This is a genomic window from Saccharothrix sp. NBAS 001 (assembly GCF_056640475.1).
Window position 1 is genome coordinate 9,209,467 of sequence record NZ_CM153251.1, and the last position, 23,902, is coordinate 9,233,368.

The 23,902-nt window shown below is 72.1% G+C and carries 32 protein-coding genes; 19 read left to right on the forward strand and 13 right to left on the reverse strand.

Annotation, left to right across the window (positions count from 1 at the left end; genetic code table 11):
* Nucleotides 1–22: 22 nt before the first annotated feature.
* Nucleotides 23–802 carry a hypothetical protein gene (locus AC0HI0_RS41245; protein WP_480928883.1) on the reverse strand — a complete coding sequence of 260 codons (780 nt, stop codon included), beginning with the start codon at nt 800–802 and terminating at the stop codon, nt 23–25.
* Nucleotides 803–974: 172 nt separating this feature from the next.
* Here AC0HI0_RS41245 and AC0HI0_RS41250 point away from each other — a divergent pair, with 172 nt between their 5' ends.
* The 3 genes from AC0HI0_RS41250 to AC0HI0_RS41260 are packed head-to-tail and all read left to right on the forward strand — an operon-like array spanning nt 975 to nt 2,710.
* Complete coding sequence (locus tag AC0HI0_RS41250; RefSeq protein ID WP_480928884.1) at nt 975–1,430, forward strand: M67 family metallopeptidase; 456 nt, start codon at nt 975–977, stop codon at nt 1,428–1,430.
* A 53-nt stretch (nt 1,431–1,483) separates the two neighbouring features.
* Entirely contained in the window at nt 1,484–1,756 is a 273-nt protein-coding gene (locus AC0HI0_RS41255) for a MoaD/ThiS family protein (protein ID WP_480928885.1), read from the forward strand.
* A gap of 3 nt (nt 1,757–1,759) precedes the next feature.
* Entirely contained in the window at nt 1,760–2,710 is a 951-nt protein-coding gene (locus AC0HI0_RS41260) for a PLP-dependent cysteine synthase family protein (RefSeq protein ID WP_480928886.1), read from the forward strand.
* 226 nt (nt 2,711–2,936) lie between these two features.
* Here AC0HI0_RS41260 and AC0HI0_RS41265 read toward each other — a convergent pair whose 3' ends face one another.
* Nucleotides 2,937–3,584 carry a polysaccharide deacetylase family protein gene (locus tag AC0HI0_RS41265; protein WP_480928887.1) on the reverse strand — a complete coding sequence of 216 codons (648 nt, stop codon included), beginning with the start codon at nt 3,582–3,584 and terminating at the stop codon, nt 2,937–2,939.
* Nucleotides 3,585–3,784: 200 nt separating this feature from the next.
* Here AC0HI0_RS41265 and AC0HI0_RS41270 point away from each other — a divergent pair, with 200 nt between their 5' ends.
* Entirely contained in the window at nt 3,785–4,201 is a 417-nt protein-coding gene (locus tag AC0HI0_RS41270) for a cytidine deaminase family protein (RefSeq protein ID WP_480928888.1), read from the forward strand.
* A gap of 27 nt (nt 4,202–4,228) precedes the next feature.
* On the opposite strand, the gene AC0HI0_RS41275 is transcribed toward AC0HI0_RS41270, so the two are convergent.
* On the reverse strand, nt 4,229–4,444 hold the full coding sequence (locus tag AC0HI0_RS41275; protein WP_480928889.1) for a hypothetical protein: 216 nt from the start codon (nt 4,442–4,444) through the stop codon (nt 4,229–4,231).
* 236 nt (nt 4,445–4,680) lie between these two features.
* On the opposite strand from AC0HI0_RS41275, the gene AC0HI0_RS41280 reads away from it, so the two are divergent.
* Nucleotides 4,681–5,472 carry an MBL fold metallo-hydrolase gene (locus AC0HI0_RS41280; RefSeq protein ID WP_480928890.1) on the forward strand — a complete coding sequence of 264 codons (792 nt, stop codon included), beginning with the start codon at nt 4,681–4,683 and terminating at the stop codon, nt 5,470–5,472.
* Between the two features lie 10 nt (nt 5,473–5,482).
* On the opposite strand, the gene AC0HI0_RS41285 is transcribed toward AC0HI0_RS41280, so the two are convergent.
* A complete protein-coding gene (locus tag AC0HI0_RS41285) occupies nt 5,483–6,328 on the reverse strand; it encodes an SMP-30/gluconolactonase/LRE family protein (protein WP_480928891.1) in 846 nt (281 codons plus the stop codon).
* Between the two features lie 148 nt (nt 6,329–6,476).
* Here AC0HI0_RS41285 and AC0HI0_RS41290 point away from each other — a divergent pair, with 148 nt between their 5' ends.
* Genes AC0HI0_RS41290 through AC0HI0_RS41310 form a run of 5 tightly spaced genes read left to right on the forward strand, consistent with a single transcriptional unit; the run spans nt 6,477 to nt 9,617 of the window.
* Complete coding sequence (locus AC0HI0_RS41290; RefSeq protein ID WP_480928892.1) at nt 6,477–7,100, forward strand: rhomboid family intramembrane serine protease; 624 nt, start codon at nt 6,477–6,479, stop codon at nt 7,098–7,100.
* A complete protein-coding gene (gene murI / locus AC0HI0_RS41295; RefSeq protein ID WP_480928893.1) occupies nt 7,097–7,891 on the forward strand; it encodes a glutamate racemase in 795 nt (264 codons plus the stop codon). Before AC0HI0_RS41290 ends, murI begins: the two co-directional genes overlap by 4 nt.
* 17 nt (nt 7,892–7,908) lie before the next feature.
* Nucleotides 7,909–8,718 (forward strand): MBL fold metallo-hydrolase, encoded by an 810-nt coding sequence (locus AC0HI0_RS41300; protein WP_480928894.1) that lies wholly within the window; start codon nt 7,909–7,911, stop codon nt 8,716–8,718.
* Complete coding sequence (locus AC0HI0_RS41305) at nt 8,708–9,211, forward strand: hemerythrin domain-containing protein (RefSeq protein WP_480928895.1); 504 nt, start codon at nt 8,708–8,710, stop codon at nt 9,209–9,211. The genes AC0HI0_RS41300 and AC0HI0_RS41305 overlap by 11 nt, the downstream gene beginning before the upstream one ends.
* Before the next feature lie 10 nt (nt 9,212–9,221).
* Nucleotides 9,222–9,617: an OsmC family protein gene (locus AC0HI0_RS41310; RefSeq protein ID WP_480928896.1), complete on the forward strand. Its 396-nt coding sequence runs from the start codon at nt 9,222–9,224 to the stop codon at nt 9,615–9,617.
* A 411-nt stretch (nt 9,618–10,028) separates the two neighbouring features.
* Here AC0HI0_RS41310 and AC0HI0_RS41315 read toward each other — a convergent pair whose 3' ends face one another.
* Complete coding sequence (locus tag AC0HI0_RS41315) at nt 10,029–10,547, reverse strand: DUF2231 domain-containing protein (RefSeq protein WP_480928897.1); 519 nt, start codon at nt 10,545–10,547, stop codon at nt 10,029–10,031.
* A 54-nt stretch (nt 10,548–10,601) separates the two neighbouring features.
* Between AC0HI0_RS41315 and rph the strand changes: the two genes are divergently transcribed.
* Nucleotides 10,602–11,366 carry a ribonuclease PH gene (gene rph / locus AC0HI0_RS41320; protein WP_480928898.1) on the forward strand — a complete coding sequence of 255 codons (765 nt, stop codon included), beginning with the start codon at nt 10,602–10,604 and terminating at the stop codon, nt 11,364–11,366.
* Nucleotides 11,363–11,968: an RdgB/HAM1 family non-canonical purine NTP pyrophosphatase gene (rdgB, locus tag AC0HI0_RS41325; protein ID WP_480928899.1), complete on the forward strand. Its 606-nt coding sequence runs from the start codon at nt 11,363–11,365 to the stop codon at nt 11,966–11,968. The genes rph and rdgB overlap by 4 nt, the downstream gene beginning before the upstream one ends.
* 58 nt (nt 11,969–12,026) lie before the next feature.
* Here the strand turns inward: rdgB and AC0HI0_RS41330 are convergent, their stop codons facing one another.
* From AC0HI0_RS41330 to AC0HI0_RS41350, 5 genes are all read right to left on the reverse strand, one after another.
* Nucleotides 12,027–12,353, reverse strand: coding sequence for a DMT family transporter (locus AC0HI0_RS41330; protein ID WP_480928900.1), 327 nt, complete (start codon nt 12,351–12,353; stop codon nt 12,027–12,029).
* A gap of 251 nt (nt 12,354–12,604) precedes the next feature.
* Entirely contained in the window at nt 12,605–13,078 is a 474-nt protein-coding gene (gene bcp / locus AC0HI0_RS41335) for a thioredoxin-dependent thiol peroxidase (protein WP_480928901.1), read from the reverse strand.
* A gap of 78 nt (nt 13,079–13,156) precedes the next feature.
* On the reverse strand, nt 13,157–13,696 hold the full coding sequence (locus tag AC0HI0_RS41340) for a hypothetical protein (RefSeq protein WP_480928902.1): 540 nt from the start codon (nt 13,694–13,696) through the stop codon (nt 13,157–13,159).
* Between the two features lie 291 nt (nt 13,697–13,987).
* A complete protein-coding gene (locus AC0HI0_RS41345; protein WP_480928903.1) occupies nt 13,988–15,022 on the reverse strand; it encodes an LLM class flavin-dependent oxidoreductase in 1,035 nt (344 codons plus the stop codon).
* A 599-nt stretch (nt 15,023–15,621) separates the two neighbouring features.
* On the reverse strand, nt 15,622–16,521 hold the full coding sequence (locus tag AC0HI0_RS41350; protein WP_480928904.1) for a hypothetical protein: 900 nt from the start codon (nt 16,519–16,521) through the stop codon (nt 15,622–15,624).
* 77 nt (nt 16,522–16,598) lie between these two features.
* On the opposite strand from AC0HI0_RS41350, the gene AC0HI0_RS41355 reads away from it, so the two are divergent.
* Nucleotides 16,599–17,636 carry an FAD-dependent oxidoreductase gene (locus AC0HI0_RS41355; RefSeq protein ID WP_480928905.1) on the forward strand — a complete coding sequence of 346 codons (1,038 nt, stop codon included), beginning with the start codon at nt 16,599–16,601 and terminating at the stop codon, nt 17,634–17,636.
* Here AC0HI0_RS41355 and AC0HI0_RS41360 read toward each other — a convergent pair.
* Nucleotides 17,614–17,838, reverse strand: coding sequence for a hypothetical protein (locus AC0HI0_RS41360; protein ID WP_480928906.1), 225 nt, complete (start codon nt 17,836–17,838; stop codon nt 17,614–17,616). The genes AC0HI0_RS41355 and AC0HI0_RS41360 overlap by 23 nt on opposite strands.
* A 261-nt stretch (nt 17,839–18,099) precedes the next feature.
* Here AC0HI0_RS41360 and AC0HI0_RS41365 point away from each other — a divergent pair, with 261 nt between their 5' ends.
* Both AC0HI0_RS41365 and AC0HI0_RS41370 read left to right on the forward strand, forming a co-directional pair.
* Nucleotides 18,100–19,170 carry a sensor histidine kinase gene (locus tag AC0HI0_RS41365; protein WP_480928907.1) on the forward strand — a complete coding sequence of 357 codons (1,071 nt, stop codon included), beginning with the start codon at nt 18,100–18,102 and terminating at the stop codon, nt 19,168–19,170.
* The gene (locus AC0HI0_RS41370; RefSeq protein WP_480928908.1) at nt 19,161–19,799 is read left to right on the forward strand and encodes a response regulator; all 639 of its coding nucleotides are present in this window, start codon (nt 19,161–19,163) and stop codon (nt 19,797–19,799) included. The genes AC0HI0_RS41365 and AC0HI0_RS41370 overlap by 10 nt, the downstream gene beginning before the upstream one ends.
* A gap of 3 nt (nt 19,800–19,802) precedes the next feature.
* Here AC0HI0_RS41370 and AC0HI0_RS41375 read toward each other — a convergent pair whose 3' ends face one another.
* Nucleotides 19,803–20,411, reverse strand: coding sequence for a DedA family protein (locus AC0HI0_RS41375; protein WP_480928909.1), 609 nt, complete (start codon nt 20,409–20,411; stop codon nt 19,803–19,805).
* A 71-nt stretch (nt 20,412–20,482) separates the two neighbouring features.
* Entirely contained in the window at nt 20,483–20,911 is a 429-nt protein-coding gene (locus AC0HI0_RS41380) for an SRPBCC family protein (RefSeq protein ID WP_480928910.1), read from the reverse strand.
* A gap of 23 nt (nt 20,912–20,934) precedes the next feature.
* Here AC0HI0_RS41380 and AC0HI0_RS41385 point away from each other — a divergent pair, with 23 nt between their 5' ends.
* The 4 genes from AC0HI0_RS41385 (at nt 20,935) to AC0HI0_RS41400 (ending at nt 23,738) form a co-directional block, all read left to right on the forward strand.
* Nucleotides 20,935–21,483, forward strand: a complete 549-nt coding sequence (locus AC0HI0_RS41385) for a TetR/AcrR family transcriptional regulator (RefSeq protein ID WP_480928911.1) — start codon at nt 20,935–20,937, stop codon at nt 21,481–21,483.
* Nucleotides 21,484–21,493: 10 nt separating this feature from the next.
* Nucleotides 21,494–22,447 (forward strand): CobW family GTP-binding protein, encoded by a 954-nt coding sequence (locus AC0HI0_RS41390; protein ID WP_480928912.1) that lies wholly within the window; start codon nt 21,494–21,496, stop codon nt 22,445–22,447.
* Between the two features lie 66 nt (nt 22,448–22,513).
* Nucleotides 22,514–23,140 carry a glyoxalase gene (locus AC0HI0_RS41395; RefSeq protein WP_480928913.1) on the forward strand — a complete coding sequence of 209 codons (627 nt, stop codon included), beginning with the start codon at nt 22,514–22,516 and terminating at the stop codon, nt 23,138–23,140.
* 145 nt (nt 23,141–23,285) lie between these two features.
* Nucleotides 23,286–23,738: an iron chaperone gene (locus tag AC0HI0_RS41400; RefSeq protein ID WP_480928914.1), complete on the forward strand. Its 453-nt coding sequence runs from the start codon at nt 23,286–23,288 to the stop codon at nt 23,736–23,738.
* The last annotated feature ends 164 nt before the right edge of the window (nt 23,739–23,902 follow it).

Sequence of the window (23,902 nt, forward strand, 5' to 3'; positions counted from 1 at the left end):
CGGGGCGACCGGGACCGGGCGGTCACGTCGTGCGCGCGCCGACCACCGCGTCGCCGAGCCGGAACACGGTGAACTCCACCTGGGACTGACCCTCCTGCCAGGTGGCCACCAGCGCGGAACCGTTCGCCACCAGGGGCTCGCTGTCGGACTGGTCGCCCCGGACGCGCATCAGGCCCGTGCTGCCGTCGGTGCAGAAGTAGGACAGGTGGGTGCGCAACCCGGGGTCCCGCACCGCCTCCAGCGCCCGCGCCCACTTTTGGGTCGCCCGCGCCTCCAGCGGCAGCACGCTCTCCGGCCCGTCACCGAGGGTCAGCGCGGCGCGCAGGGCGTCGAACAGCGTGCCGTCCGAGACGAGCCTCGGGTAGGCGAGCGACCACCGCCCCGCCCACTCCGGGCCGGCCAGGTCCACGCCGTGCTTGCGCACCAGGGTGTCCAGGTCGGCACCGCGCACCAGGGTCTCCGCGAGCGCGACCTCGGCGAGATCGGCCGCGAACTCCGGGTGCGGCGCGTCCGCCAGGTCCTCGAACTCGTAGAGCGAGCGCGCCGCGTCGAACCTCGACGGCGGCTCGCCCTGGTCGAACAGGCCACAGTCCAGCACGACCGGCTCCGCGCCGCTCAGCGCGGCGGGCCGGACCCAGGCCGGGTCCCGGTCGTACCCGAACTCGTAGAAGACGTTGCCGCCCACGTACGTGGCGTAGTCGGCGTCGGGCGCGTGCGCGGTGAGCGGACCGCCGAGCAGGATCTCGAAAGCTTCGGTGAGCTGCCGACGCCAGTCGTCGGACAGCGTGGATGCCTGGTTCACGCGCGGACTTTACAACCGGTGTGGATCTTCGCGGGCGGCTTCGCCCGCGTACCCGCCCGCTCCGGCCCTCGACCAGGTGTGCGAGCGGGCGCCCGGAAAGGGCGGTCCGGGGTGCGCAAGTGCGGGTTCTCACACACCGGGACAACTTCCGCCACCACGTAGGATGGGGGGCGTGCTGGTGATTCGCCGTGACCTCGTCGACGCGATGGTGGCGCACGCCCGTCGCGACCACCCCGACGAGGCGTGCGGGATCATCGCGGGCCCCGAGGGCTCCGACCGCCCCGAGCGGTTCGTCGCGATGGACAACGCCGAGCGCTCGCCGACGTTCTACCGGTTCGACGCGGCCGAGCAGCTGCGGGTGTGGCGCGAGATGGACGCCAACGACGAGGCGCCCGTGGTCGTCTACCACTCGCACACCGCGACCGAGGCGTACCCGTCGCGCACGGACATCTCCTACGCCGGCGAGCCCGACGCCCACTACGTCCTGGTGTCCACCAGGGACCCGGAGCAGCACGAGTTGCGCTCCTACCGGATCGTGGACGGCGTCGTGACCGAAGAACCGGTCGAGGTTGTCGAGTCGTACATGTTCGCGCACAACGGCGCGGACGACACGCCCGACTGTCGCTGAAGCGCCGTCGTCCGCCACATCTCCCGATATCCGGCTCTCTCGGAGGTTCCAGCATGTCCGTCACCGTCTCCATCCCCACGATCCTGCGCACGCACACCGGTGGGCAGAAGTCCGTCGAGGCCGCGGGCACCACGCTCGCCCAGGTCATCGACGACTTGGAGGCCAACCACGGTGGCTTGAAGGCGCGCCTGGTCAAGGAAGGCGCGCTGCACCGCTTCGTCAACGTCTACGTCAACGACGAGGACGTCCGCTTCGCGGGCGGCCTCGAAGCGGCGGTCAACGACGGCGACACGGTCACGATCCTCCCGGCCGTCGCGGGCGGCTGAGCCATGGCTCGGTACGAGTCGCTGCTGGACGCGGTCGGCGGCACGCCCCTGGTGGGCCTGCCCCGGCTGTCGCCCTCGAAGGACGTCCGGCTGTGGGCCAAGCTGGAGGACCGCAACCCGACCGGCTCGATCAAGGACCGCCCGGTCCTGATGATGATCGAGGAGGCCGAGCGGTCCGGGCGGCTGGCCCCCGGCTCCACCATCCTCGAACCGACCTCGGGCAACACCGGCATCGCGCTGGCCATGGCCGCCAAGCTCAAGGGCTACGGCCTGGTGTGCGTGATGCCGGAGAACACCTCCACCGAGCGCAAGCAGCTCCTCCAGGCGTACGGCGCGCGGATCGTGTTCTCGCCCGCCGCCGGCGGCTCCAACCAGGCGGTGGCGCGGGCCAAGGAACTCGCCGCGCAGAACCCCGACTGGGTGATGCTCTACCAGTACGGCAACCCGGCTAACGCGGGCGCGCACTACCACGGCACCGGCCCGGAGATCCTCAAGGACCTGCCGACCATCACGCACTTCGTGGCCGGCCTGGGCACCACCGGCACGCTGGTCGGCGTCGGCCGCTACCTGCGCGAGCAGAAACCCGACGTGCAGATCATCGCCGCCGAGCCGCGCTACGGCGAGCTGGTCTACGGCCTGCGCAACCTCGACGAGGGCTTCGTGCCCGAGCTGTACGACGCGGACGTGCTCACCGGCCGGTACTCGGTCGGCTCGTACGACGCGCTGCGCCGCACCCGCCAACTGCTGGAGACCGAAGGCATCTTCGCGGGCATCTCCACCGGCGCGATCCTGCACGCCGCGCTGGCCGCCGCCGAGAAAACCGTGACCAAGGGCGAACCGGCGGACGTGGCGTTCGTCGTCGCGGACGCGGGCTGGAAGTACCTCTCCACCGGCGCGTACGCCGGAACCCTGGACGAAGCCGCCGAACGCCTCGACGGCCACCTCTGGGCTTGAGCTGTGTTGGATTTGCCGCGCCTGCGGCACGGCGGGCTCGGCTGTGTTGGATTTGCCGCGCCTGCGGCACGGCGGGCTCGGCCGCTGGGAAGTCGGCTCATCACGCCGTCTTCCATCCCGATCGAAAAGCGTGATCGGGATGGAAGGCGGCGTGACAAGCCGACGCGGCCTCGCGCGGTGGGGGGCGTGGGGGAATCCGAGTCGGGGGAGATGAAGGCCGCTGGGGCTAGGGCGCTGTTACCTGGCCGCGGTTGTCGATTCGGCCGGGGCACAGGCGCTTGTCCTTGAGGCCCTTCACGATCAGGGGGACGGCGTCCACGGTGGTCTGGTAGCCGTCGTGCATCAGGACGATGTCGCCGGCCTTGGCGGCGGTCGCCGAGCGGACGATGGCGTCGGTCGGCACGCCGCTCCAGTCGACCGTGTCGACGGTCCACAGGACCTGGGTCAGGCCCTGGCGGCGCGCTTCGGCCCGGACGGCGTCGTTCGTGTCGCCGTAGGGCGGGCGGAACAGGGTCGGGGTGCGGTCGGTGATCTTGCGCAGCACGTCCTGGGTCCGGGAGATCTCCGCGCTCAGCTGGTCGGCCGGCAGGGTGGTCAGGGCCGGGTGCGACCAGGTGTGGTTGCCCAGCCAGTGGCCCGCCCGCACGGTCTCGCGCACCAGGTCGGGACGTTCGTCGGCGTGTGAGCCGAGGTCGAAGAACGTCGCCTTGGTCCGCGCGGCCTTCAGCGCGGCGAGCAGCGGGCGGACGAAACCGGGGTTCGGGCCGTCGTCGTAGGTGAGCGCCACGTACCCGGAACAACCGGGTGCGGCATTCGCCGGAACGACCGGTGCGACGAACAGCAGCGCGATCACCAGCAGGGTTCTCGACAACATCCAGGTACTCCTCCGGCACTGGGCGGCCTCGGTTCCCACTATCGGTTCACCGCGGGCGGGCCCACAACGGTTTCCCTTCGGTCCTGCAACTTGCCGCCGATCGGTTGCGCCGGATGAAAAGCCCTGGTCGTCCGTTCGGTGCTATCCGGCGCGCCGGCGCTGTTCCTACGATTCGGTCGTCCCGGCCCGACTACCCGGTGGTGTGTGAATTGAGCCTGTCCGACGCCGACCGCGAACTGCTCGCCCGAGCCCTCGCGGTGGCCCGCGCGCACAGCCGCTGGCGGCACCACACCGTGGCCGCGGCCGCCCGGTCGGTGGACGGTCGCACGTTCACCGGGCTCAACGTCTTCCACTTCGCCGGCGGCCCGTGCGCGGAACTCGTGGTGATCGGCGCGGCGGCGGCCGAGGGCGTCTACGACCTGGACACGGTGGTGGCCGCCGACTCGACCGGCGTGGTCCCGCCGTGCGGGCGCTGCCGCCAGGTGCTCTCCGACCTGGTGCCGGACGTGACGGTGCTGGTCACCGAAACCGAGAAGGTCCCGATCGGCACCCTGCTGCCCCGGGCCTACCGCTGGTCGGAGCACCTGTCGACGCTGGAGCAGCGCCGCCGCCAGTGAGCCCGCGGTCGTTCGTGCGGAATACCGCTAGTCGCCTTCCGGCGGGGTGTGCGCGTTCCGGAACAACGGTTCGCCGGCCACCGCGCGGCGCACCGGCAGGAATTCCGGCAGTTCGGGATCGATGATGTGGTCCACCTCATACAATCGTCCGGACAGTCGGAATGTCCGGCGGATTTCCCGGTCCACCTGCGGTTGTTCGCGGTCGCCCCGGTCCGCGCACACCTCGTCGGCCGTGGCGGGCACCCGCGCCGCTGCCCCTGGTCGGTGTGGTCATCGCAGGTCACGCGGTCGGCGGTGGGACCTGCGGCGGCGCTCGTGGACGAGTGCGGACCGGGTTCGAACCCCATCCGACGTCGAGCAATGCGGCCAATGCGGTTCCGCGCCGAGGCATTCGAGTGAATCTCGCCCATTGATATTGCCAGGTACCGCCCGGCGGGTTTTCCGCAATAGTGCCGACAGTCGGCTGCTATCGTGCCGCCATGCAATTGACGGTGCTCGGGTGTTCGGGTAGCGCACCGGGTCCTGATCTGCCCACTTCGGGGTACCTGGTCGAAGTGGCCGGGGTCCGGATCGCGGTCGAACTCGGTGGCGGCGTGTTCGGCGCGCTCCAGCGGCGGTGCGACCCGTTCACGCTCGACGCCGTGCTCCTGTCGCACCTGCACCTCGACCACTGCGCGGACTTCAGCGCGCTCACCACCTACCTGCGCGCCCACCCGTCGCCGCCCCCGTCGTTCGGCAGGCTCCCGGTGTACGCCCCGCCGCACGCGCCGGGCCGGCTGGCCGCCGCGCACGCCGCCTCCGAGGAGGAACTGGCCGCGCTGGACCTGGCGGCCACGTTCGACTTCGTCCCGCTGGCCGCCGGCTGCTTCCAGGTGGGCCCGGTGTCGGTCGAGGTGGCCGCGATGCGGCACATCTGCGAGGCGTACGCGTTCCGCATCTCGCACGCCGGCACGTCCCTGGTGTTCACCGGCGACACCGTGCCGTGCCCGGAGCTGGTCGAGCTGGCCCGGGGCGCGGACCTGCTGCTGGCCGACGCGGCGTGGCGGGAGCAGGCCGGGCGCGCCAACTACCTGCACATGAGCGGCCGGGAGACGAGCCTGGTGGCGACCGAGGCGGGCGTCGGCCGGCTGGTGCTGACCCACGTCCTGCCGTGGTCGGACCGCGCCGGCGTGCTGGCCGACGCGACCGAGGCGTTCGCGGGCCCGGTCACCCTGGCCGAACCCGGCGACGTCTACCGGATCCGCGCGGCCTCGGACGCCGACACCGCCTGACGTCGCGGCGTCAGCCCGCGAACGCGGTGGACGGGCGGCCCTCGCCCGCGCCCGGCAGCACCAGCACCGACCCGGCCAGCTCGCTCAGCGCGTCGCCGGACAGCCCGACCCGCGCGGTCGTCACGTACAGGTCGGTGAAGTCCTGGCCCCCGAACGCGCACGCGCTGGGCTGGCCGACCGGCAGTTCGACCTCGGTGTCGACCCGCCCGTCCGGGGTGTACCGGCGCACCGCGGCACCGCCCCACAGCGCGACCCAGACCGCGCCCGACGCGTCCACGCACAGCCCGTCCGGCAGACCCCGGTCCACCTCGGCGAGCGTGCGGCGGTTGGTGGCCTCGCCGGTGTCCCGGTCGTAGTCGAGCACGTCGATCCGGCGGGTCGCCGAGTCGACGTAGTACATCAGCGTGCCGTCCGGGCTCCAGTCGACGCCGTTGCTGCACGTCACGTCGCCCAGCACGACCTTGGCGTCCCCGGTCGGGTCGACCCGGGCCAGCCAGCCGCCCGGGTCCTCGTCGTAGCGGGTGGTGCCGGCCCACAGCCGGCCCGCCGGGTCGACCGCCGCGTCGTTGCCGCGCACGCCGTCGCGCGCCCAGTAGACCAGCCACGTCTTCGCGCCGTCGCGGTCGACCAGGGCGACCCCGTCGCGCAGGTTGAGCACCAGGCCGCCCTTGGTGCGGGGCTTCGCGGCGCCCACGTGCTGCGGCACGTCGAGCACCGCGTCCTCGTCCCGCCCCGGCGAGTACCGGTGCACCTGACTACCGAGGATGTCCACCCAGATGAGGGTCCCACTGCCGTGGTCCCAGGTGGGTGCTTCGCCCAACTCGGCCTCGGTGCGCACGGCGACTTCGATCGACACGGGCCCAGCCTAGGCTCCGATCACCGGGACGTGGCACAGGCGCACCCCCTGACCTCGGAACTTGGCCGTCTCGCAGAGCACCGGCCGGTCCGCCCCGCCGCGCCGAATCCGCCCCCTGTGACGGCCGGTTCACACGTAACCTGAAGGTGTGGATCCCACGGTTGTGTCGCCGGCACCGCCCACCCGGTCGCCGGCCAAGCGCGTCATCCCGCCGAACCCGGTGCTCTCGGCGGTGGTGGTGGCCGGGTTCGTCGCCCTGATGTTCGTGGTCGAGGGCGTCGACACGGCGCTCGGCGGCAGTCTCGACTACGACGGCGTCATCCCGCGCGACTTCACCGAGTGGGACAACATCCTCTGGGCCCCGCTGCTGCACGCCGGCTGGGAGCACCTGATCGGCAACGCCGTGCCGCTGCTCATCCTCGGCTTCCTCGCCACCTCCGGCGGGATCAAGCAGTTCCTCCAGGTCACCGCGGTCATCTGGCTGACCGACGGCCTGGGCGTGTGGCTGATCGGCTCGCCGGGCAGCCACATCGGCGCGTCCGGCCTGGTCTTCGGCTACCTGGTGTTCCTGCTGGTCCGCGGCGTGTTCGCGCGGGCCACGGCGCAGATCGTGGTCGCCCTGGTGGTGTTCGCGGTCTACGGCGCGATGCTCTGGGGCGTGCTGCCCGGCCAGCCCGGCATCTCCTGGGAGAGCCACCTGTTCGGCGCGCTCGGCGGCGTGCTCGCGGCCTGGGGCGTCGCCCGGGACAACCACCGGGCTGCCGCCGCGTGACGTCCTCCGACGCGCCGATCGGCGTCTTCGACTCCGGGGTGGGCGGCCTGACCGTCGCCCGCGCGATCATGGACCAGCTGCCCGAGGAGAGCATCCGCTACCTGGGCGACACGGCCAACGCCCCGTACGGTCCGCGGCCCATCGCGGACGTGCGCAAACTCGCCCTGGAACACCTCGACCGGCTGGTCGAGGACGGCGCGAAGCTGCTGGTGATCGCCTGCAACACGGCGTCCTCGGCGTGCCTGCGCGACGCCCGCGAGCGCTACGACGTGCCGGTGGTCGAGGTCGTGCTGCCCGCCGTCCGGCGCGCCGTCGCGACCACCCGCACCGGCCGGGTCGGCGTGATCGGCACGGTGGGCACCATCGCCTCCGGCGCGTACCAGGACTCGTTCGCCGCCGCGCCCGACATCGAGGTCACGGCCGTGGCCTGCCCGAGGTTCGTGGACTTCGTCGAGCGCGGCACCACCTCCGGCCGCCAGGTGCTCGGCCTCGCCCAGGCGTACCTGGAGCCGTTGCAGCGCGCCGAGGTCGACACGGTCGTGCTCGGCTGCACCCACTACCCGTTGCTGACCGGCGTGATCCAGCTCGCGATGGGCGACCGGGTGACATTGGTCTCCAGCGCGGAGGAGACCGTGAAGGACGTCGTCCGGGTGCTCACCGACCTCGACCTGTTCCGCTCCGGCGACCCGGACCTGCGGTTCTCCAGCACCGGCCCGACGGACCTGTTCACCCGGTTGGCCCGCCGGTTTCTGCCCCGGCTGGAAAACGCGTCGTTCCACTCGCACGAATGATTTGGCACTCTCCAAGCGTGCTGTTGACCATCCTCGGCTGCTCGGGCAGCCTGCCGGGGCCGGACGGCCCCGCATCCGGCTACCTCGTCGAGGCGGACGGCTACCGTCTCGGGCTCGAACTCGGCAACGGTGTGCTGGCCTCCCTCCAGGCGCACTGCGACCCGTTCTCGCTGGACGCGCTGCTGTTCTCGCACCTGCACCCGGACCACTGCGCCGACTTCACCACGCTCGCGGTGATGCGCCGCTACCACACCCACCCGCCGCACGACACGACCGCGCGCAAGCTCCCCGTGCACGCGCCGGCCGAGGCACCCAGGCGCTTCGCCCGCGCCTACGCCGAGAACGCGGAGGAACTGCGCACCGCCGACCTGTCGGACGTGTTCGAGTTCCACGCCCTGAGCGCCGAGCCGTTCCGGATCGGCCCGTTCGAGATCACCGCGGCCCGCGTCGACCACCCGTGCGAGGCGTACGGGTTCCGCATCGCCACCGAGAACGCGGCGCTCGCGTTCACCGGCGACAGCGGCCCCTGCGACGCGCTGGGCGGCCTGGCCGACGGCGTGGACGTGCTGCTGTCCGAAGCGACGTGGACGCACGCCGACGACCGCCCGCCGGGCACGCACCTGTCCGGCGTCCAAGCGGGAGACCTGGCCGCCGCGGCGGGCGTGGGGCGGCTGCTGCTCACCCACGTCGCGCCGTGGACCGACCCGGACGCGGTGCTCGCCGAAGCCCGCACCCGGTACGGCGGGCCGGTCGAACTCGCACGTCAGGGCCACAAGTACGCGGTTGACGAGCCGGCCGTCCGGGTAATCGGCGGGCATGGCAACTGATGTCGTCGACCTGATCCTGGCTGACCACCGGCGGTTCGAGGAGCTGTTCCGCGAGTTGCGGGACCGCTCCGCGGACCGCACCACCCGGCTCGGCGAACTGGCCGCGCTGCTGGTCGCGCACGCCGAGGCGGAGGAGTCCGAGGTCTACCCGGCGCTCAAGCGGTACAAGCGGGTGGACGATGACGAAGTCGACCACGGCGAGGAGGAGCACGCCGAAGGGCACCAGGCGCTGCTGGCGCTGATGCAGGTCGCCGACCCGGAGACCGACGAGTGGGAGTCGAAGCTGGAGGAACTGGTCGAAGCCCTCAACCACCACGTGGACGAGGAGGAGCGGACGATCCTCAACGACGCCCGCGAGCAGGTCGCCGTCGACCGCCGCGAGGAACTGGGCAAGGCGTTCCTGGAGGCGCGGCAGGGCCTGCTCGACGACGACTGCGGTGACCTCGAATACGTGCGCCGGATCGCGAAGGCCACCGCCGACCGCATCGACTAACGTCGGACGGGTGTCGAACGTCGAGGTGCGCAAGGTCGGCCAGCACGAGTTCGTGGCCACGAACGGCCGGGGCGCCTCGGTGCCGATCGGCCGCGTCGGCGCGGAGGGCTCGTTCAGCCCGGTCGAACTGCTGCTGGCGGCGATGGCGGGCTGCGCGGTCGTGACCGCGGAGACCCTGATCTACCGACGCGTCGGCGAGGGTCTCACGGCGCACGCCGAGGACGTGCGGCCCCCGGGGGCGCACGAACTGCACGAGGTGCCGGTGACGCTGGAGTACGACGTGTCGGCGTTGACCGACGAGCAGCGCGAAGCCCTCGACGCGACCGTGCGGCGTGCCATCGACCAGCTGTGCACCGTTTCGCGGACCCTGCACAAGTCCCCGCCGACCCCGCTACACCTGCCCTAGCCGGCCCGGCAGCGGCGTGCGCAGGCCCTGCCGGGCGTTGCGCTCGGCGGTGGCGAACCACCACGCGGGCGGGGCCGGGCTCAGCAGCGCGGCGGTGGGCTGGTCGGGGTGCAGGCCGAGGCGCCACAGCGCTGCGGCGCGGACCCGGATGTCGTACCAGCCGTGCCAACGGCCGTCGGGGCCGACGCCGCACGCGAGTCCACACCGGACCTCGTCCTCGTCGAACGGCGTCCAGTCGACGCCGTGCTCACGCAGTCAACGGCCGAGAGCCGCTGCGGGCGGGAGGCAGCCCGGCAGGTTCTCGTAACCCACCACGGGGATCCAATCGGCGTTCGAGGCGTCCACGGCGTCCATGATGCCGCGGCACCCGCCCGCACGTCACCGGAGTTGGGGCGCGGTGCCGGTTCCCGGCTAGTTCTGGCCGACGCCGTCCCACACCGCCGACGACCCGCTGTGCCCGATGCGCACGGTCTGCACGGTCACCGCCGCGCCGGCCGCGATCACCAGCACCGCCACCACGACCAGGATCCGCCGCCACGTCCTGGGCACCGCCGCGTCGTCGGTCGCGGCGGCGCGTTCCCGGTCGGCCAGCCGGCCGGCGACCAGCAGCGCCACCACCAGCACGCCGAACCCGAGCGCGAACGGCAGGAGGTCGTTGCCCAGCTCGGCGTGCCGCTCGATCAGCGGGTTGCCCAGGGCCGCCAGCCGCTCGTGCAGCTGCTCGCCGGCCTTCTGCGCGGGCAGCACCGAGCCGACGCCCAGCAGCGTGACGCCCAGCAGTGGCCACGCGTAGCGCTGCCGCCACTTGGGCACGACGGCCAGGGCGGCGGCGGCCACCGCGGCCAGCGGGAGGAGCACCACGACCGCGTGAACCAGCAGCGGGTGCGCGGGAAGTCCGAAGATCGTCGAAAGGCCGTCCGCGAGTGCCATGCCTCTCCCTACGCCAGTGGAACGTCCCCAGGTTCAGCGCCTTAGGGTAGTGCCGTGCTGAGAACCGATGGCAGGAACGACGACGTACTGCGCGACATCCGGATCACCCGCGGCTACCAGCAGTGGCCGGCGGGCTCGGTGCTGATCGAGTTCGGCAACACGCGTGTGCTCTGCGCGGCCAGCGTGACCGAAGGTGTACCCCGGTGGAGGTCGGGATCGGGTCTCGGATGGGTGACCGCCGAGTACGCGATGTTGCCGAGCGCCACCCACAGCCGCAGCGACCGCGAGTCCGTGAAGGGCCGGATCGGCGGTCGCACGCACGAGATCTCCCGTCTGATCGGACGGTCGCTGCGCACGTGCATCGACCTGGCCGCGTTGGGCGAGAACACGATCGTGATCGACTGCGACGTGATCCAGGCCGACGGCGGCACCCGCACCGCGGCCATCACCGGCGCGTACGTGGCGCTGGCCGACGCCGTCACGTGGCTCGGCGCGGCCGGCCGGCTGGCCGACCCGCAGCCGCTGTCGTGCGCGGTGTCGGCGGTGTCGGTCGGCGTCGTGGACGGCCGGGTGCGGCTGGACCTCCCGTACGAGGAGGACTCCCGCGCCGAGGTCGACATGAACGTGGTCGCCACCGACGCGGGCACCCTGATCGAGATCCAGGGCACCGGCGAGGGCGCGACGTTCGCCCGGTCCACTCTGGACAAGATGCTCGACCTGGCGTTGCAGGGCTGCGCCGAACTCAACCGCGTCCAGTCGGAGGCGCTGGCCCAGCCGTACCCCGGCGTGCTCCCCGAACCGAAGGGCCGCAAGAAGTGAAGGTCCTGCTCGCGTCCCGCAACGCCAAGAAGCTCGGCGAACTGCGCCGGATCCTGGCCGCCGAGGGCCTGGCCGGGATCGAGGTCGTCGGCCTGGCCGACGTCCCCGAGTTCCCCGAGGCCCCGGAGACCGACCCGACCTTCGAGGGCAACGCGCTGGCCAAGGCCCGCGACGCCTTCGCCGCGACCGGCCTGCCGGCCGTGGCGGACGACTCGGGCATCGAGGTCGACGCGCTCAACGGCATGCCCGGCGTGCTGTCCGCCCGCTGGTCCGGGGCCCACGGCAACGACGCCGCGAACCTCCAGCTGGTCCTCGGCCAGCTCCGCGACGTCCCCGACGAACGCCGGGGCGGCGCTTTCGTCTGCACCACGGCCCTGGTCGCGCCCGGCGGCGTGGAGGTGGTGGTCCGCGGCGAGTGGCGCGGCACGATCCGCCGCGAACCGGCCGGTACCAACGGTTTCGGCTACGACCCGATCTTCCAGCCCGAGGGCCGGGACGTCACGTCGGCCGAGCTGTCCCCGGAGGACAAGGACGAGATCTCCCACCGCGGCCGCGCCCTGCGCCTGCTGCTGCCGCACCTGGAAGAACTGGCCCGGAAGTAAGTGCCGGGGCGGGCGCACCGGTCCGGTGCGCCCGCCCGGGAGCGCGGGTAGGCGTCCGTCACGCCGTCGCGGCGACCGAGACGACGCCGACACCGGCCGCGATGAGCGCCATGCCGGCCAGCGTGGCCGGGCCGATCGGGTCGGCGAACAGCACGCGGCCGGCCACGGCGACCAGCGCGATGCCGCCGCCGGCCCAGACCGCGTAGGTGACGGCCACCGGCAGGCCGAGGCGGATCACCTGGGATTCCAGGTAGAAGGCCGCCGCGTAGCCGACCAGCAGGCCGAGCGTGGGCAGGGTCCTGGTGAAGCCCTCGGAGGCTTTCAGGCACAGCGTTGCGAAGACCTCGAACAGGATGGCGAGGCCGAGCAGAGTCCACTTCAACATTTCGGGTGTCCCGAGAACGGTTCTTCGGTTGTGGGCGCGGGCCGATCGGCCCGGCGTCAACCGCCGCGAACGGGGAAGTGGACCCGGATGACGAACTTGGAGCGGGGAGCGTCGGGTGTCGTCGCGCGACACACGGATATCACCCTCACGGCGGATCTGAGCGGCCCTCGCGGCCTGGCCTCGGCCCCCAGTGTACCCGCCGGCGCGCCCGAGCCGGGCGGACCGGGCTCGGGCGGCGGTGCCGGCGCGGGTCAGGCGGGCAGTTCGCGCAGCAGCTTGGCCACGTGGCCGGTCGCCCGGACGTTGTACATCGCCTTGGCGACCTTGCCCTCCGGGTCGACCAGGAAGGTCGAGCGGATGACGCCCTGCACCGTGCGGCCGTAGTTCTGCTTCTCGCCGAACGCGCCCCACTCGGCCAGCACCTTGCGGTCCACGTCGGACAGCAGCGGGAAGTTCAGGCCCTCCGCCTCGGCGAACTTGGCCAGCTTCTCCGGCTTGTCCGGCGAGATGCCCACGACGTCGTAACCGGAGGTGGCGAGTTCGCCGATGCTGTCGCGGAAGTCGCACGCCTGCTTGGTGCAACCCGGCGTCCCGGCCGCCGGGTAGAAGTAGACGACCACCGAACGACCCAGGTAGTCGGAAAGCGAGACGGGCTTGCCCTCGCTGTCGGGCAGCGTGAACGCCGGGGCCTGGTCGCCGGGGGACAGGCGCTTCTGCTCGGTCATGGCGCAAACGCTACAGCCGGCCCCCGACAACGCCCAGCGGTGCCGAGCCGGTGCGCCCGGACCGGGGGTCCGGGCAGGTCAGGCCATCCCCTCGAACGTGGCGCTCGGGTCCTGGCCGGAGCCGTTGGGCTCGACCACCAACTGCATCCGGACCTGGCTCTCCGGCACGGCGAACGCCAAGGTCAGCATGGTCTCGCCGCCCGGCGGGACCTCGGTCACGGCCGCGCCCAGGCCGTTGAGGCCCTGCACCGAGTCGAGCACCTCGGGCACCGGCTCGCCGCCGACCAGGGCGCGCACGGTGAGTTCGCTGGTGCGGTAGGCCGTGCCGGTGCCGTTGACCACGGTCAGCACGAACGCGGTGGTGCGCGGAGCCTTCGGGAACGACGTGTCGCTCGGCTTGAGCGACCGCGCGGGCGAGACGGTGATGGCCAACCCGTCGGACCACGACCGGCGCGAGCCGAACGCGGAGAACGCCGACGCGGGCGGCGCGTTGTTCGGGTTGGCCTGGGTGTTGGAGGTCGTCTCGGGGACGGACGCGTCGGACAGCGCGGAGTGGTCCGCGCACCCTGCCAATGCCCCCGCCAGGCACAGGCCGACGGCCAGTCTGGCGAACTTCACGAACCTCCCCTTCCCGCCCCGGCGGTGGGCTAGCGGCGACTCCCACCACCATGACGGCGCGCGGGGGTGGGAGGGGGCGGATACGGGGGCTTGATTCGCACCTGGTGCCGGCCTGTGGCCAAGCCGTGATGCCGGGCCGCCGCCCGCGTGGGCGGCGCCACACTTTCGGCGGCGCTGCCCACGCGGACCGCGGCGGCGATCCGATCGGGCGCGACTCGCCGCCCGGAAGTTAGGGAGCGCGTCGGGGGGCGTGCGCGCTCAATAGGATCATCGCGGTCTTTCGCCCGGTTGCTACACCTCGACTTCAGTCTTCACTCGTTCGGATGAATACGAGATGCCCGCGAGTTCGGCCAGCAGCTCGTAGGACCGCAGCCGGTCCGACTGGTCGGCGACCATCGTGGTGACCATCAGCTCGTCGGCCAGGGTGTCGGCGAGGAGCTGTTCGAGCTGGTCACGTGCGGTCTGCGGGTCGCCGATGACCTGCGAGTCCAGCCGTTCGCGGATGATCAGCCGGTCGAACTCGGTGTACGGGTGGTCGGCGGCCTCCTGCGGCGTCGCCAACGGCCCCGGCCGGTTCTGCCGCAGGCGCAGGAAGGACAGCGCCTGAGGCGCGGCGATCCACCGGGCGTGCTCGTCGGTGTCCGCGATGATCGCCGAGGCGCACACCATGGCGTACGGCTCGGCGAGCACGGCGGAGGGCTGGAAGCGCTCGCGGTACAGCCGCAGCGCCGGGATGGTGTTCTCCGCGCTGAAGTGGTGGGCGAACGCGAACGGCAGCCCGAGCAGGCCCGCCACCTGCGCGCTGTAGCCGCTGGACCCGAGCAGCCAGATCGGCGGCTTGTTGCCGTGGGCGGGCACGGCGGAGAGGACCTCGGTGCCGTCGAAGTAGCCCATCAGCTCGGAGAGCTGCTGCGGGAAGTCGTCCACCGACAGCGGGCCCTCGGTCCGCCGCAGGGCGCGCGCCGTCCGCTGGTCGGTGCCCGGTGCCCGGCCGATGCCCAGGTCGATCCGGTCCGGGTGCAGGGCGGTGAGCGTGCCGAACTGCTCGGCCACCACGAGCGGCGGGTGGTTGGGCAGCATCACGCCCCCGGAGCCGACCCGCAGCGTGGTCGTGGCGGCGGCGACGTGGCCGATCAGGATCGCCGGGGACGAGCTGGCGATCCCGGGCATGTTGTGGTGCTCGGCCAGCCAGAAGCGGCGGTAGCCGAGCTGCTCGACGCGCTGGGCCAGCTCCCGGGTGTGCGCGAGCGACGTTCGCGCATCCGTCGCAGTCGTGACCGGCGCGAGGTCTAGGACGGACAACGGGATGTCACGAAGTCGACTCATACCTCCCGTCAACGCCCGTCGACGCAGATGCCTTCCGCATGTGACCCAGCGCACCACGCCACGCTCGGGCCGCCGTCATGGCACCTCGACGCACCACGGATGCGACCTTCGCGCTACCACAACGCCACCTCGGCGTCCGCCAAAACCGCAGGTAGATCGCGCCAATGCGACAAGGATGCGACATCCGTGCCACAACAGTGCGACACGACGACACCCGTTCCGACTGCTTGACGGCTCTCCGGTCGCGTGCCGCGTTGACGTCGACCGGTGATGTGCGCCGACGGGTTCGATCCCGACGCGGCGACCACTGCACGCGCATCGCGCGTCCTCCGACAGCCACGACGTGCAACACGGCGACAGGACGACGTCCGAATCCGCCGACCCGGCAGACCTGACCCGTCGACTCGCCGGGAAGGCCGTCACCGCCACTGCCGCCGCCGCCACTGCCGCTGGCAGCCACCACCGCTGGCAGCACCGTCGATCGCCCGACCGGCGGTCGTAGACGCCGACACCGGAGCCCGAGGCCGCGCCAGCCGGTCAGGATCGCCCGGTCAGGATCGCCCGGTGGTGATCTGCGGGTGGGGATCTGCGGGTGGGGATCAGCCGGTGAGGATTCGGTCTGCCAGGTACACCGCCTTCGTCACGGTCGTCAGGCGGTGGGCGGAGGTGTCCCAGGTCGTCCCGACCGGTTCCAGGGTCAGCACGGCCATGATCTTGCGGTCGGCCGGGCCGTAGGTGCCGGTGGTGTGCATGGCCGGCCGGGTCAGGTCCACGACGGCTTCCGGGGCCAGGCGGCCGAGCGGGCCGTCCTTGGCGGCCGGGAGCGGGGTGCGGGCGGCGGGCGGTTCGACGCACGGGCGGGGCGGGGTGTCGCCGAAGCGGGACCAGCCCTGCTTGTACGCGACCTCGCCCGGGATCGCCGACGGGATGCCGAACGACTGGTCGAAGCCGTCCGTCGCGCACGTCGTGGCCTGGTGGAGGTTGCCCATGATGAACGCGCGGTACTTCGGGTGCGCCTGGTCCAGCACGTACCGGTAGATCTTCACCACGTCCGCCGCGCTCAGCGCCGTGTACCCCCAGAAACCGACGTCGACCGGCGGCGCGGTGTCCTCCAGGCCCAGTTTCGCCGCCATCCGCACGACGATCTGCTCCCAGCCGTTGAGCACCCACAGCTCGCTGGCCGCGTAGTCGTCGCTGGAGCGCAGCATCGGCACCAGGCGGTTGAGGTCTTCGGGAGGGATCGTGAAGTCCGGGCCTCTGGCTTCCAGGTAGTCGAGCGCGATCAGCAGTTTCACCACCGAGGCCGACCTGATCTGCTTGTGCGAGTTGTAGGACAGCGTGGTGCGGCCCAGCGCGCGGTCGTAGACGGCGAACGCCACCGTCACGTCCGAGGGCACGGCGGACTGCGGCGACGGGGCCTCGGGGGCTGCCGTCGCGGGGATCGCGGTCGCGGCCAGGAGGGCTGCCACCGCCACGGTCAGGATGCGGAGTTTGATCATGTCTGCGACGGTAGCGAGGGGGACTGACATTTTGTCACACCGGGAAGGCGGGCGCGCCGGCGGGCGTTGCCCCGGATATGGACGTCGTGGTCATCGGTGCAGGTCAGGCTGGACTTTCGGCCGCCTACTTCCTCGATCGGATGAACCTCGACCACGTGGTCCTGGACGCCGACGAAGGCCCCGGCGGAGCGTGGCGGCACCGCTGGCCGAGCCTGCGGATGGCGACCGTGCACGGCATCCACGACCTGCCGGGGATGCCGTTCGACCCGCCCGACCCGGCCGCGCCCGCGAACGAGGTGCTGCCCGCCTACTTCGCCGACTTCGAACGCCGCAACGGCATCCACGTCCGCCGCCCGGTGCGCGTGCAGGCCGTCCGCGACGACCACGGCACGCTCAAGGTCGAGACCGACCACGGCACGTGGCACACCAAGGCCCTGGTCAACGCCACCGGCACGTGGACCCGCCCGTTCTGGCCCCGCTACCCGGGCCAGGAGCTGTTCCGCGGCCGCCAGTTGCACTCGTCGCAGTACAACGGCCCGGAGGAGTTCGCGGGCCGGCACGTGGTCGTCGTCGGCGGCGGCACGTCGGCGGTCCAGCAACTCCTGGAGATCGCCCGCTTCGGCACCACGACCTGGGTCACCCGCCGCGAACCCGAGTTCCGCGACGAGCCGTTCACCCCCGAGGTGGGCCGCGCGGCGGTCAAGCTGGTCGAGGACCGGGTCCGGGCGGGCCTGCCGCCGCGCAGCGTGGTCAGCGTGACCGGCCTCAGCCTCACCCCGGCGGTCCGCGAAGCCCTGGCGGACAAGACCCTCGACCGCCGGCCGATGTTCGAGCGGATCACCGGGGACGGCGTGGTCTGGGCGGACGGCCGCACCGAGCGCGCCGACGTGATCCTGTGGGCCACCGGCTTCCGCCCCGCCGTCGACCACCTCGCCCCGCTCGGCCTGCGCGGCCCCGGCGGCGGCATCCGGCTCGACGGCACGCGGGTCGTCGCGGACCCGCGCGTGCACCTCGTCGGCTACGGGCCGTCCGCCAGCACGATCGGCGCGACCCGCGCGGGCCGGGCCGCCGCGAAGGAGATCCGGGACCTGCTCACGCGGGAGCTGGTCGCCTGAACACCCGGTGCCCCAACACCTTCCTGGCCACACCGAGCCGGTAGCGCGGCACGCCACGCCGGGCCGGCAACCGCCGCGCCGCGGCGTCGAAGAACCACGGGAACAGCACCGCCGGATCGTCGAAGAACTCGCCGAACCGCCCGCGCAGCCACGCCGCCGTGCCGTCGTTGTCGTCCAGCCGGGAGGCGAAGAACCGCGCCATCCGTGGCCGGGTCCAACCGAACCCAGGACACCTCGACCACCCACCTCGACCGCTCACCTCGACCATCCCCGGGCACGAAGGCGAACACGATGTCGCCGAAAAAGCACGCCGTGGGCCGCCACCCGGCGCGCAGCAGCGCGACGGACAGCACGATCCCCGCCCGCCCCGCACCCACCACCGCGACCGAACGCACCCGTCCGATCCCTCCGGGGTGCGTTGTTCGGTGCCGATCCGGCGTTCGGGTCGACTAATCTCGACGTCGTGGCCAGGGCGTTGCGCGCGGTGGTGGGCCTGCTGCTCGGTTTCTTCTCGGGGTTGGCCGGCCTGCTGGTGGTGGTGTTCGCCCGGTCCGCCGCGCCGAGGTTCGCCGAGCTGGAACGCCGCCGCATCCGCCGGTTCCTGGGCGTGGAGAGCGCCGAGCCGACCCGGCCCCGCGCGGTCCGCTACCTGCTCGTCCGCGCCCCGGTCGGCCTGCTCGGCGGGTTCGTGCTGTCGTGGCTGTTCTACGGCCTCGCGCTGGGCGCGATCGCCGCGCAGCGGATCGTCGTCAAAGGGTTGGACGGCATCGACTTCGGGGACGACGTCACGGCCGTGGTGTGGACCGCGTTGATCGGCGGCGTCCTGCTGTACGTGGAGGTGCAGGGCATCATCGGGGTGATCGCGCTGGAGGCGAAGGTGGCCTGGCGCTGCCTGGGGCCCAGCGAGGCCGAGCTGCTGCGCCGGCGGATCGACGAACTGGCCGAGAGCCGGGCCGGGGTCGTGGCCGCCGTGGACGCGGAGCGCCGCCGCATCGAACGCGACCTGCACGACGGCGTGCAGCAGCGCCTGGTGGCCCTGGGGATGCTGCTGGGCCGCGCCCGCCGCCACCCCGAGCACGCCGACGAACTGCTCCGGCAGGCCCACGAGGAGTCCCGGCACGTGCTGGAGGACCTGCGCGACGTGGCTTGGCGGGTGTACCCGGTGGCGCTGGACTCGCTCGGCCTGGCCGACGCGCTGGAGGCCGTCGCGGACCGCTCGCCGATCCCCACGACCATCCACTGTGGACACCAGGGCACGTCGACACCGGTGCGCACCGCGCTGTACTTCGTGGTCTCCGAGGCCGTGACGAACGCGGTCAAGCACTCGGGTGCGACCATGATCCGCGTGGACATCACGGGGGACGCCGACCGGGTGCGGGTGCGGATCGAGGACGACGGCGTCGGGGGAGCGGACCCGGCGGGCGGCGGCCTGGCCGGGCTGTCCCGGCGGGTTTCCGCGCTGGACGGCAGTTTCGCGGTGCGCAGCCCGGCGGGCGGCCCCACGGTGATCACCGCGGAGGTCCCGTGCGGGTGATCCTGGCCGAGGACTCGACCCTGCTGCGCGAGGGCCTGGCGCGGCTGCTCGCCGAGGAGGGGCACGACGTGGTGGCGGCGGTCGGCGACGCGGACGCGCTGCTCGACGCCGTGGCCGCGCACGTGCCCGACGTCGTGGTGACCGACGTGCGGATGCCCCCGACGAACTCCGACGAGGGCCTGAAGGCCGCGCTGGAGATCCGCCGGAGGCATCCGGAGGTGGGTGTGCTCGTGCTGTCCCAGTACGTCGAGCAGCGCTACGCCGTGGACCTGCTGACCGGGCGCGCCGAGGGCGTCGGCTACCTGCTCAAGGACCGCGTCGTGCAGGTGGAGGAGTTCCTCGACGCGCTGCGCCGGGTGGGCGCGGGCGGGGCGGCGTTCGACCCGGAGGTGGTGCGCCGGCTGCTGGCCAGGTCCGCGAACCCGCTGGACGTGCTGACCGCGCGGGAGCGGGAAGTGCTGGCGCACATGGCCGAGGGCCACACCAACAACGCGATCGCGGCGAAGCTGCACGTCTCGCGCAGCGCCGTGGAGAAGCACGTGAACTCGATCTTCGACAAACTACGGCTGTCCGATGTGGACGGTTACAGCCGGCGGATCCTGGCGATCCTGCGCTACCTCCGCGCCTGACCCCTACCGCACCCGCTCCTTGCCCTTGACCAGGCGCGAAACCACGAACCACACCACCGCCAGCACGACCGCGCCCAGCACGACCTTCGACGCGACGCCCAGGTACTGCTCCACCACGTGCCAGTTCTCGCCGAGGAAGTAGCCGGCCAGGATCAGCGCGGTGTTCCAGATCGCCGACCCGGCGGCGGTCAGCGCGAGGAAGCCCGGCAGCGGCATCCGCTCCACGCCCGCCGGGATGGAGATGAGGCTGCGGAAGATCGGGACCATCCGCCCGAAGAACACCGTCGCCTTGCCGTGCTTGACGAACCACGCCTCGGTCTTGTCCACGTCGGACACCTTGACCAGCGGCATCTTCGCCGCGATCGCCCGCACCCGGTCCCGGCCGAGCAGCGCGCCCACCCAGTACAGCACCAGCGCGCCCGCCACGGACCCGGCGGTGGTCCACGCGATCGCGGCGACCAGGCTCATCCCGCCGCGGCTCGCGGTGAACCCGGCCAGCGGCAGGAAAACCTCGCTGGGCAGCGGTGGGAACAGGTTCTCCAGCGCGATCGCCAGCCCGGCGCCCGGTGCGCCGAACGCTTCCATCAGATCCACGACCCAGTCGACATCCATGATCACCACGCTACGAACCGGCGGGGGTGTCCGACCATGGTGCGGGCCGCACAACGGGGGTGTGGAAAACCTCAGTTCGCGGCGTGCGCGGCCAACCCCTCGGCGTACCGGCCGATCACCTGCTGGAGCACCCACCGGTAGAACCATCCGGTGCCGCGGACCCGGGGCTCGAACGACGAGCGCCAGCGGATCCGCGTGCCCGTGCCGTCCGGGACGAGGTCGATCGACGCCCGGTACCCCTGGATGGCCAGGCCCGACAACAGCACGTAGCCCACCCTGCGGTCGGGCGTGAGTTCGACCACCTCCTCGCGGGTGGGTTTCCGCCGGCCCCGGTTGTGAAACACCCGCACCTCGCCGACGCCGTGCGCGTCGCCCGCCTTCTCGCGCTCGTAGCGCAGCACCGGCGACCAGTCCGGCCAGGTCGAGCTGTCCGCCGCGAGCCGGTACACGCGCGCCGGGTCGGCCGGGCTGCGCACGGTGACGTCCACTGTCTGTACCATGTGGTACATGTACCATCCGGTACATGGCTGGACAAGAGGCGCGCGATCGCCTGCTGGCACGGATCGTCGAGCACCTCGCCCACCACGGCACCGGGGACCTGAGCCTGCGCCGGCTCGCCGCCGCCCTGGGCACCAGCCACCGGATGCTCATCTACCACTTCGGCTCCAAGGAAGGGCTGCTGGTCGAGGTCGTGCGGACCGTGGAGGCGAACCAGCGCGCGCTGCTCGCGACCCTCGAAGCAGGCGACCCCGCCGAACTCGGCCGCGCCTTCTGGCGCGCCCTGACCGACCCCGCGCTGCGCGCCCACGAACGGCTGTTCTTCGAGCTGTACGGCCAAGCCGCGCAGGGCCGTCCTGGCACCACGGCGTTGCTCGACGGCATCGTGGAATCGTGGGTCGAACCCGTCGCCGCCCTCGAACGCGCCCGGGGCCACCCGCCCGAGCGGGCCCGCGTCCGCGCCCGGCTCGGCCTGGCCGTCGCCCGGGGCCTGCTGCTCGACCTGGTCGCCACCGACGACGAGGAGGGCGTCACGGCCGCCATGGACCTCTTCCTGAAAATGATGAGCGACTAGGATCGGCGAGGTGCGGCGCATCCCGGTGATCGTCGTGGCCGGGTTCCTCGGCTCCGGCAAGACGACCCTGCTCAACCACCTGCTCGGCACCGCGCGCGGCACCCGGATCGGCGTGGTGGTCAACGACTTCGGCGCGATCGGCATCGACGCGATGACGGTCGCCGGCCAGGTCGACTCGACGGTGTCGCTGAGCAACGGCTGCCTGTGCTGCGCGGTCGACGTGAGCGGCCTGGACGAACTGCTGGGCAAGCTCGTCTCGCAGGTCGACGTGATCGTCATCGAGGCCAGCGGCCTGGCCGAACCGCAGGTCATGGCCAAGCTCGTGCTGGGCAGCGAACACCCGCGCGTCGCGTACGGCGGCCTGGTGCTGCTGGTCGACGCCGTCGAGTTCCCGCACGACCTGGAGAAACACCTGCGCGTGGCGGACCTGGTGGTGTTGAACAAGATCGACCGCGTGGACGACCCGGAGCTGATGCTCGACGTGATCGACCACCTCCGACCCGGCGTGCCGGTCGTGCCCGCCGACCACGGCCGCATCGACCCGGCCCTGCTGTTCGACCCGAGGGAACGCCCCGCGCACGGCCAACTGTCGTTCGAGGACCTCTTGGACGAAGACCACGCGCACACCCGCTACGACACGGTGGAGTTCACCGCGGAGGCCATGAACCCGGTGCGCCTCATGGCCTTCCTGGACCGTCGTCCGGCGGGCCTGTACCGGATGAAGGGTTTCGTGCGCTTCGACGTACCCGGCCACCGCCAACGCTTCGCCCTGCACACCGTGGGCGCGTTCCTCCGCTTCGAACGCACCCCCTGGGGCCGCCACCCCCGCCGGACCGAACTGGTCCTGATCGGCACCGGCCTGGACCTGGCGGCGGTCCGCGCGGAACTCGAAGCGTGCACCGAACCCGACCCGTCGTCGGTCGACCCGCAGTCGATGCTCGAAGTCCTGCGCTACCTGGCCTGAGCCACCCTCGACACCGGTCAGGAATCGAGAAGCGCAGGTCACCGGGTCGCGCCTAGCGTTCCTGTCATGACCTCGATCGACAACATCACCCTCGAAGTGGCCGACCTCCCCGCCGCCGAGCGCTTCTACTCCACCGCCTTCGGCCTGACCACCCAGCTCCGCTTGCGCGCCTCCACCGAGCCGACCACGGGCTTTCGCGGCTACACCCTCTCCCTGACGGTGGCCCAGCCCGCCGACGTCAAAGCCCTGGTCAACGCCGCCATCGACGCCGGGGCCACGGTGCTCAAGCCCGTCACGAAGTCCATCTGGGGCGTCGGCGGCGTCGTCCAGGCCCCCGACGGTGCCATCTGGAAGGTCGCCACGTCGGCGAAGAAGGACACCGGACCGGCCACCCGCGAGTTCAAGGACGTCGTGCTCCTGCTCGGCACCGCCGACATCGCCGCCGGCAAGCGGTTCTACGTCGAGCGCGGCCTGACCGTGGCCAAGAGCTTCGGCCGCGTGTACGTCGAGTTCGACAGCGGTTCCGGCCCCGTCAAGCTGGCCCTCTACCGCCGCCGCGCGCTGGCCAAGGACGCCGGCGTCGCCCCCGAGGGCACCGGGTCGCACCGGATCGCGATCGGCAGCGCGGTCGAGCCGTTCACCGACCTCGACGGGTTCGCCTGGGAGACCTCCACGATGGCGGCCACGTCCTGATGTGCCGTTACCGCCCACCCCACCCCGCCACGCCGGCGGACCAGACCGACACGCCCCCGGCGGAACACCCGGTCCTCACACCCACCGAGGACACCACCACCCCGCACACCACCCCACACACCACGCCCCTTGAGGAGATCTCGCGATGAGCCGCACCAAGACCAGCACGCACGACGGGTTCTCGGCCGACGAACGGGCCGCGATGAAGGAGCACGCCCAGGAGCTGAAGGCGGCGGCCCGTCGCGCCTCGAACGCGGACAAGGAGGCCGAGGCGGAGCGCGACCTGCACGCGAAGATCGCCGCGCTGCCCGAGTACGACCGGGTGATGGCCGAGCGCATCCACGCCATCGTCACCGCCGCCGCCCCGGCGCTCGCGCCGAAGACCTGGTACGGGATGCCCGCCTACGCCCTGGACGGCAAGATCGTCTGCTTCTTCCAGAACCGGGACAAGTTCAAGGCGCGCTACGCGACCCTGGGCTTCAACGACCCGGCGAACCTGGACGACGGCGAGATGTGGCCGACCAGCTTCGCCCTGACCGAGATGACCCCCGAGGTCGAGGCGCGCATCGCCGACCTCGTCCGCCGGGCCGTGAGCTGACCCGCGCCACCCGGCCCGCGTGCCGGTGCGGAACGACCCGCCGGGCGACAACGCCCAGAACGCCGGCGACTCGCCGAGGCCGGTCGCCCCTGCGCGGGTCAGGTGCTGGTTGTGGGGCCGGAGAGACTCGAACTCTCACTGGCACGGACCTAGGTACCCGCCTG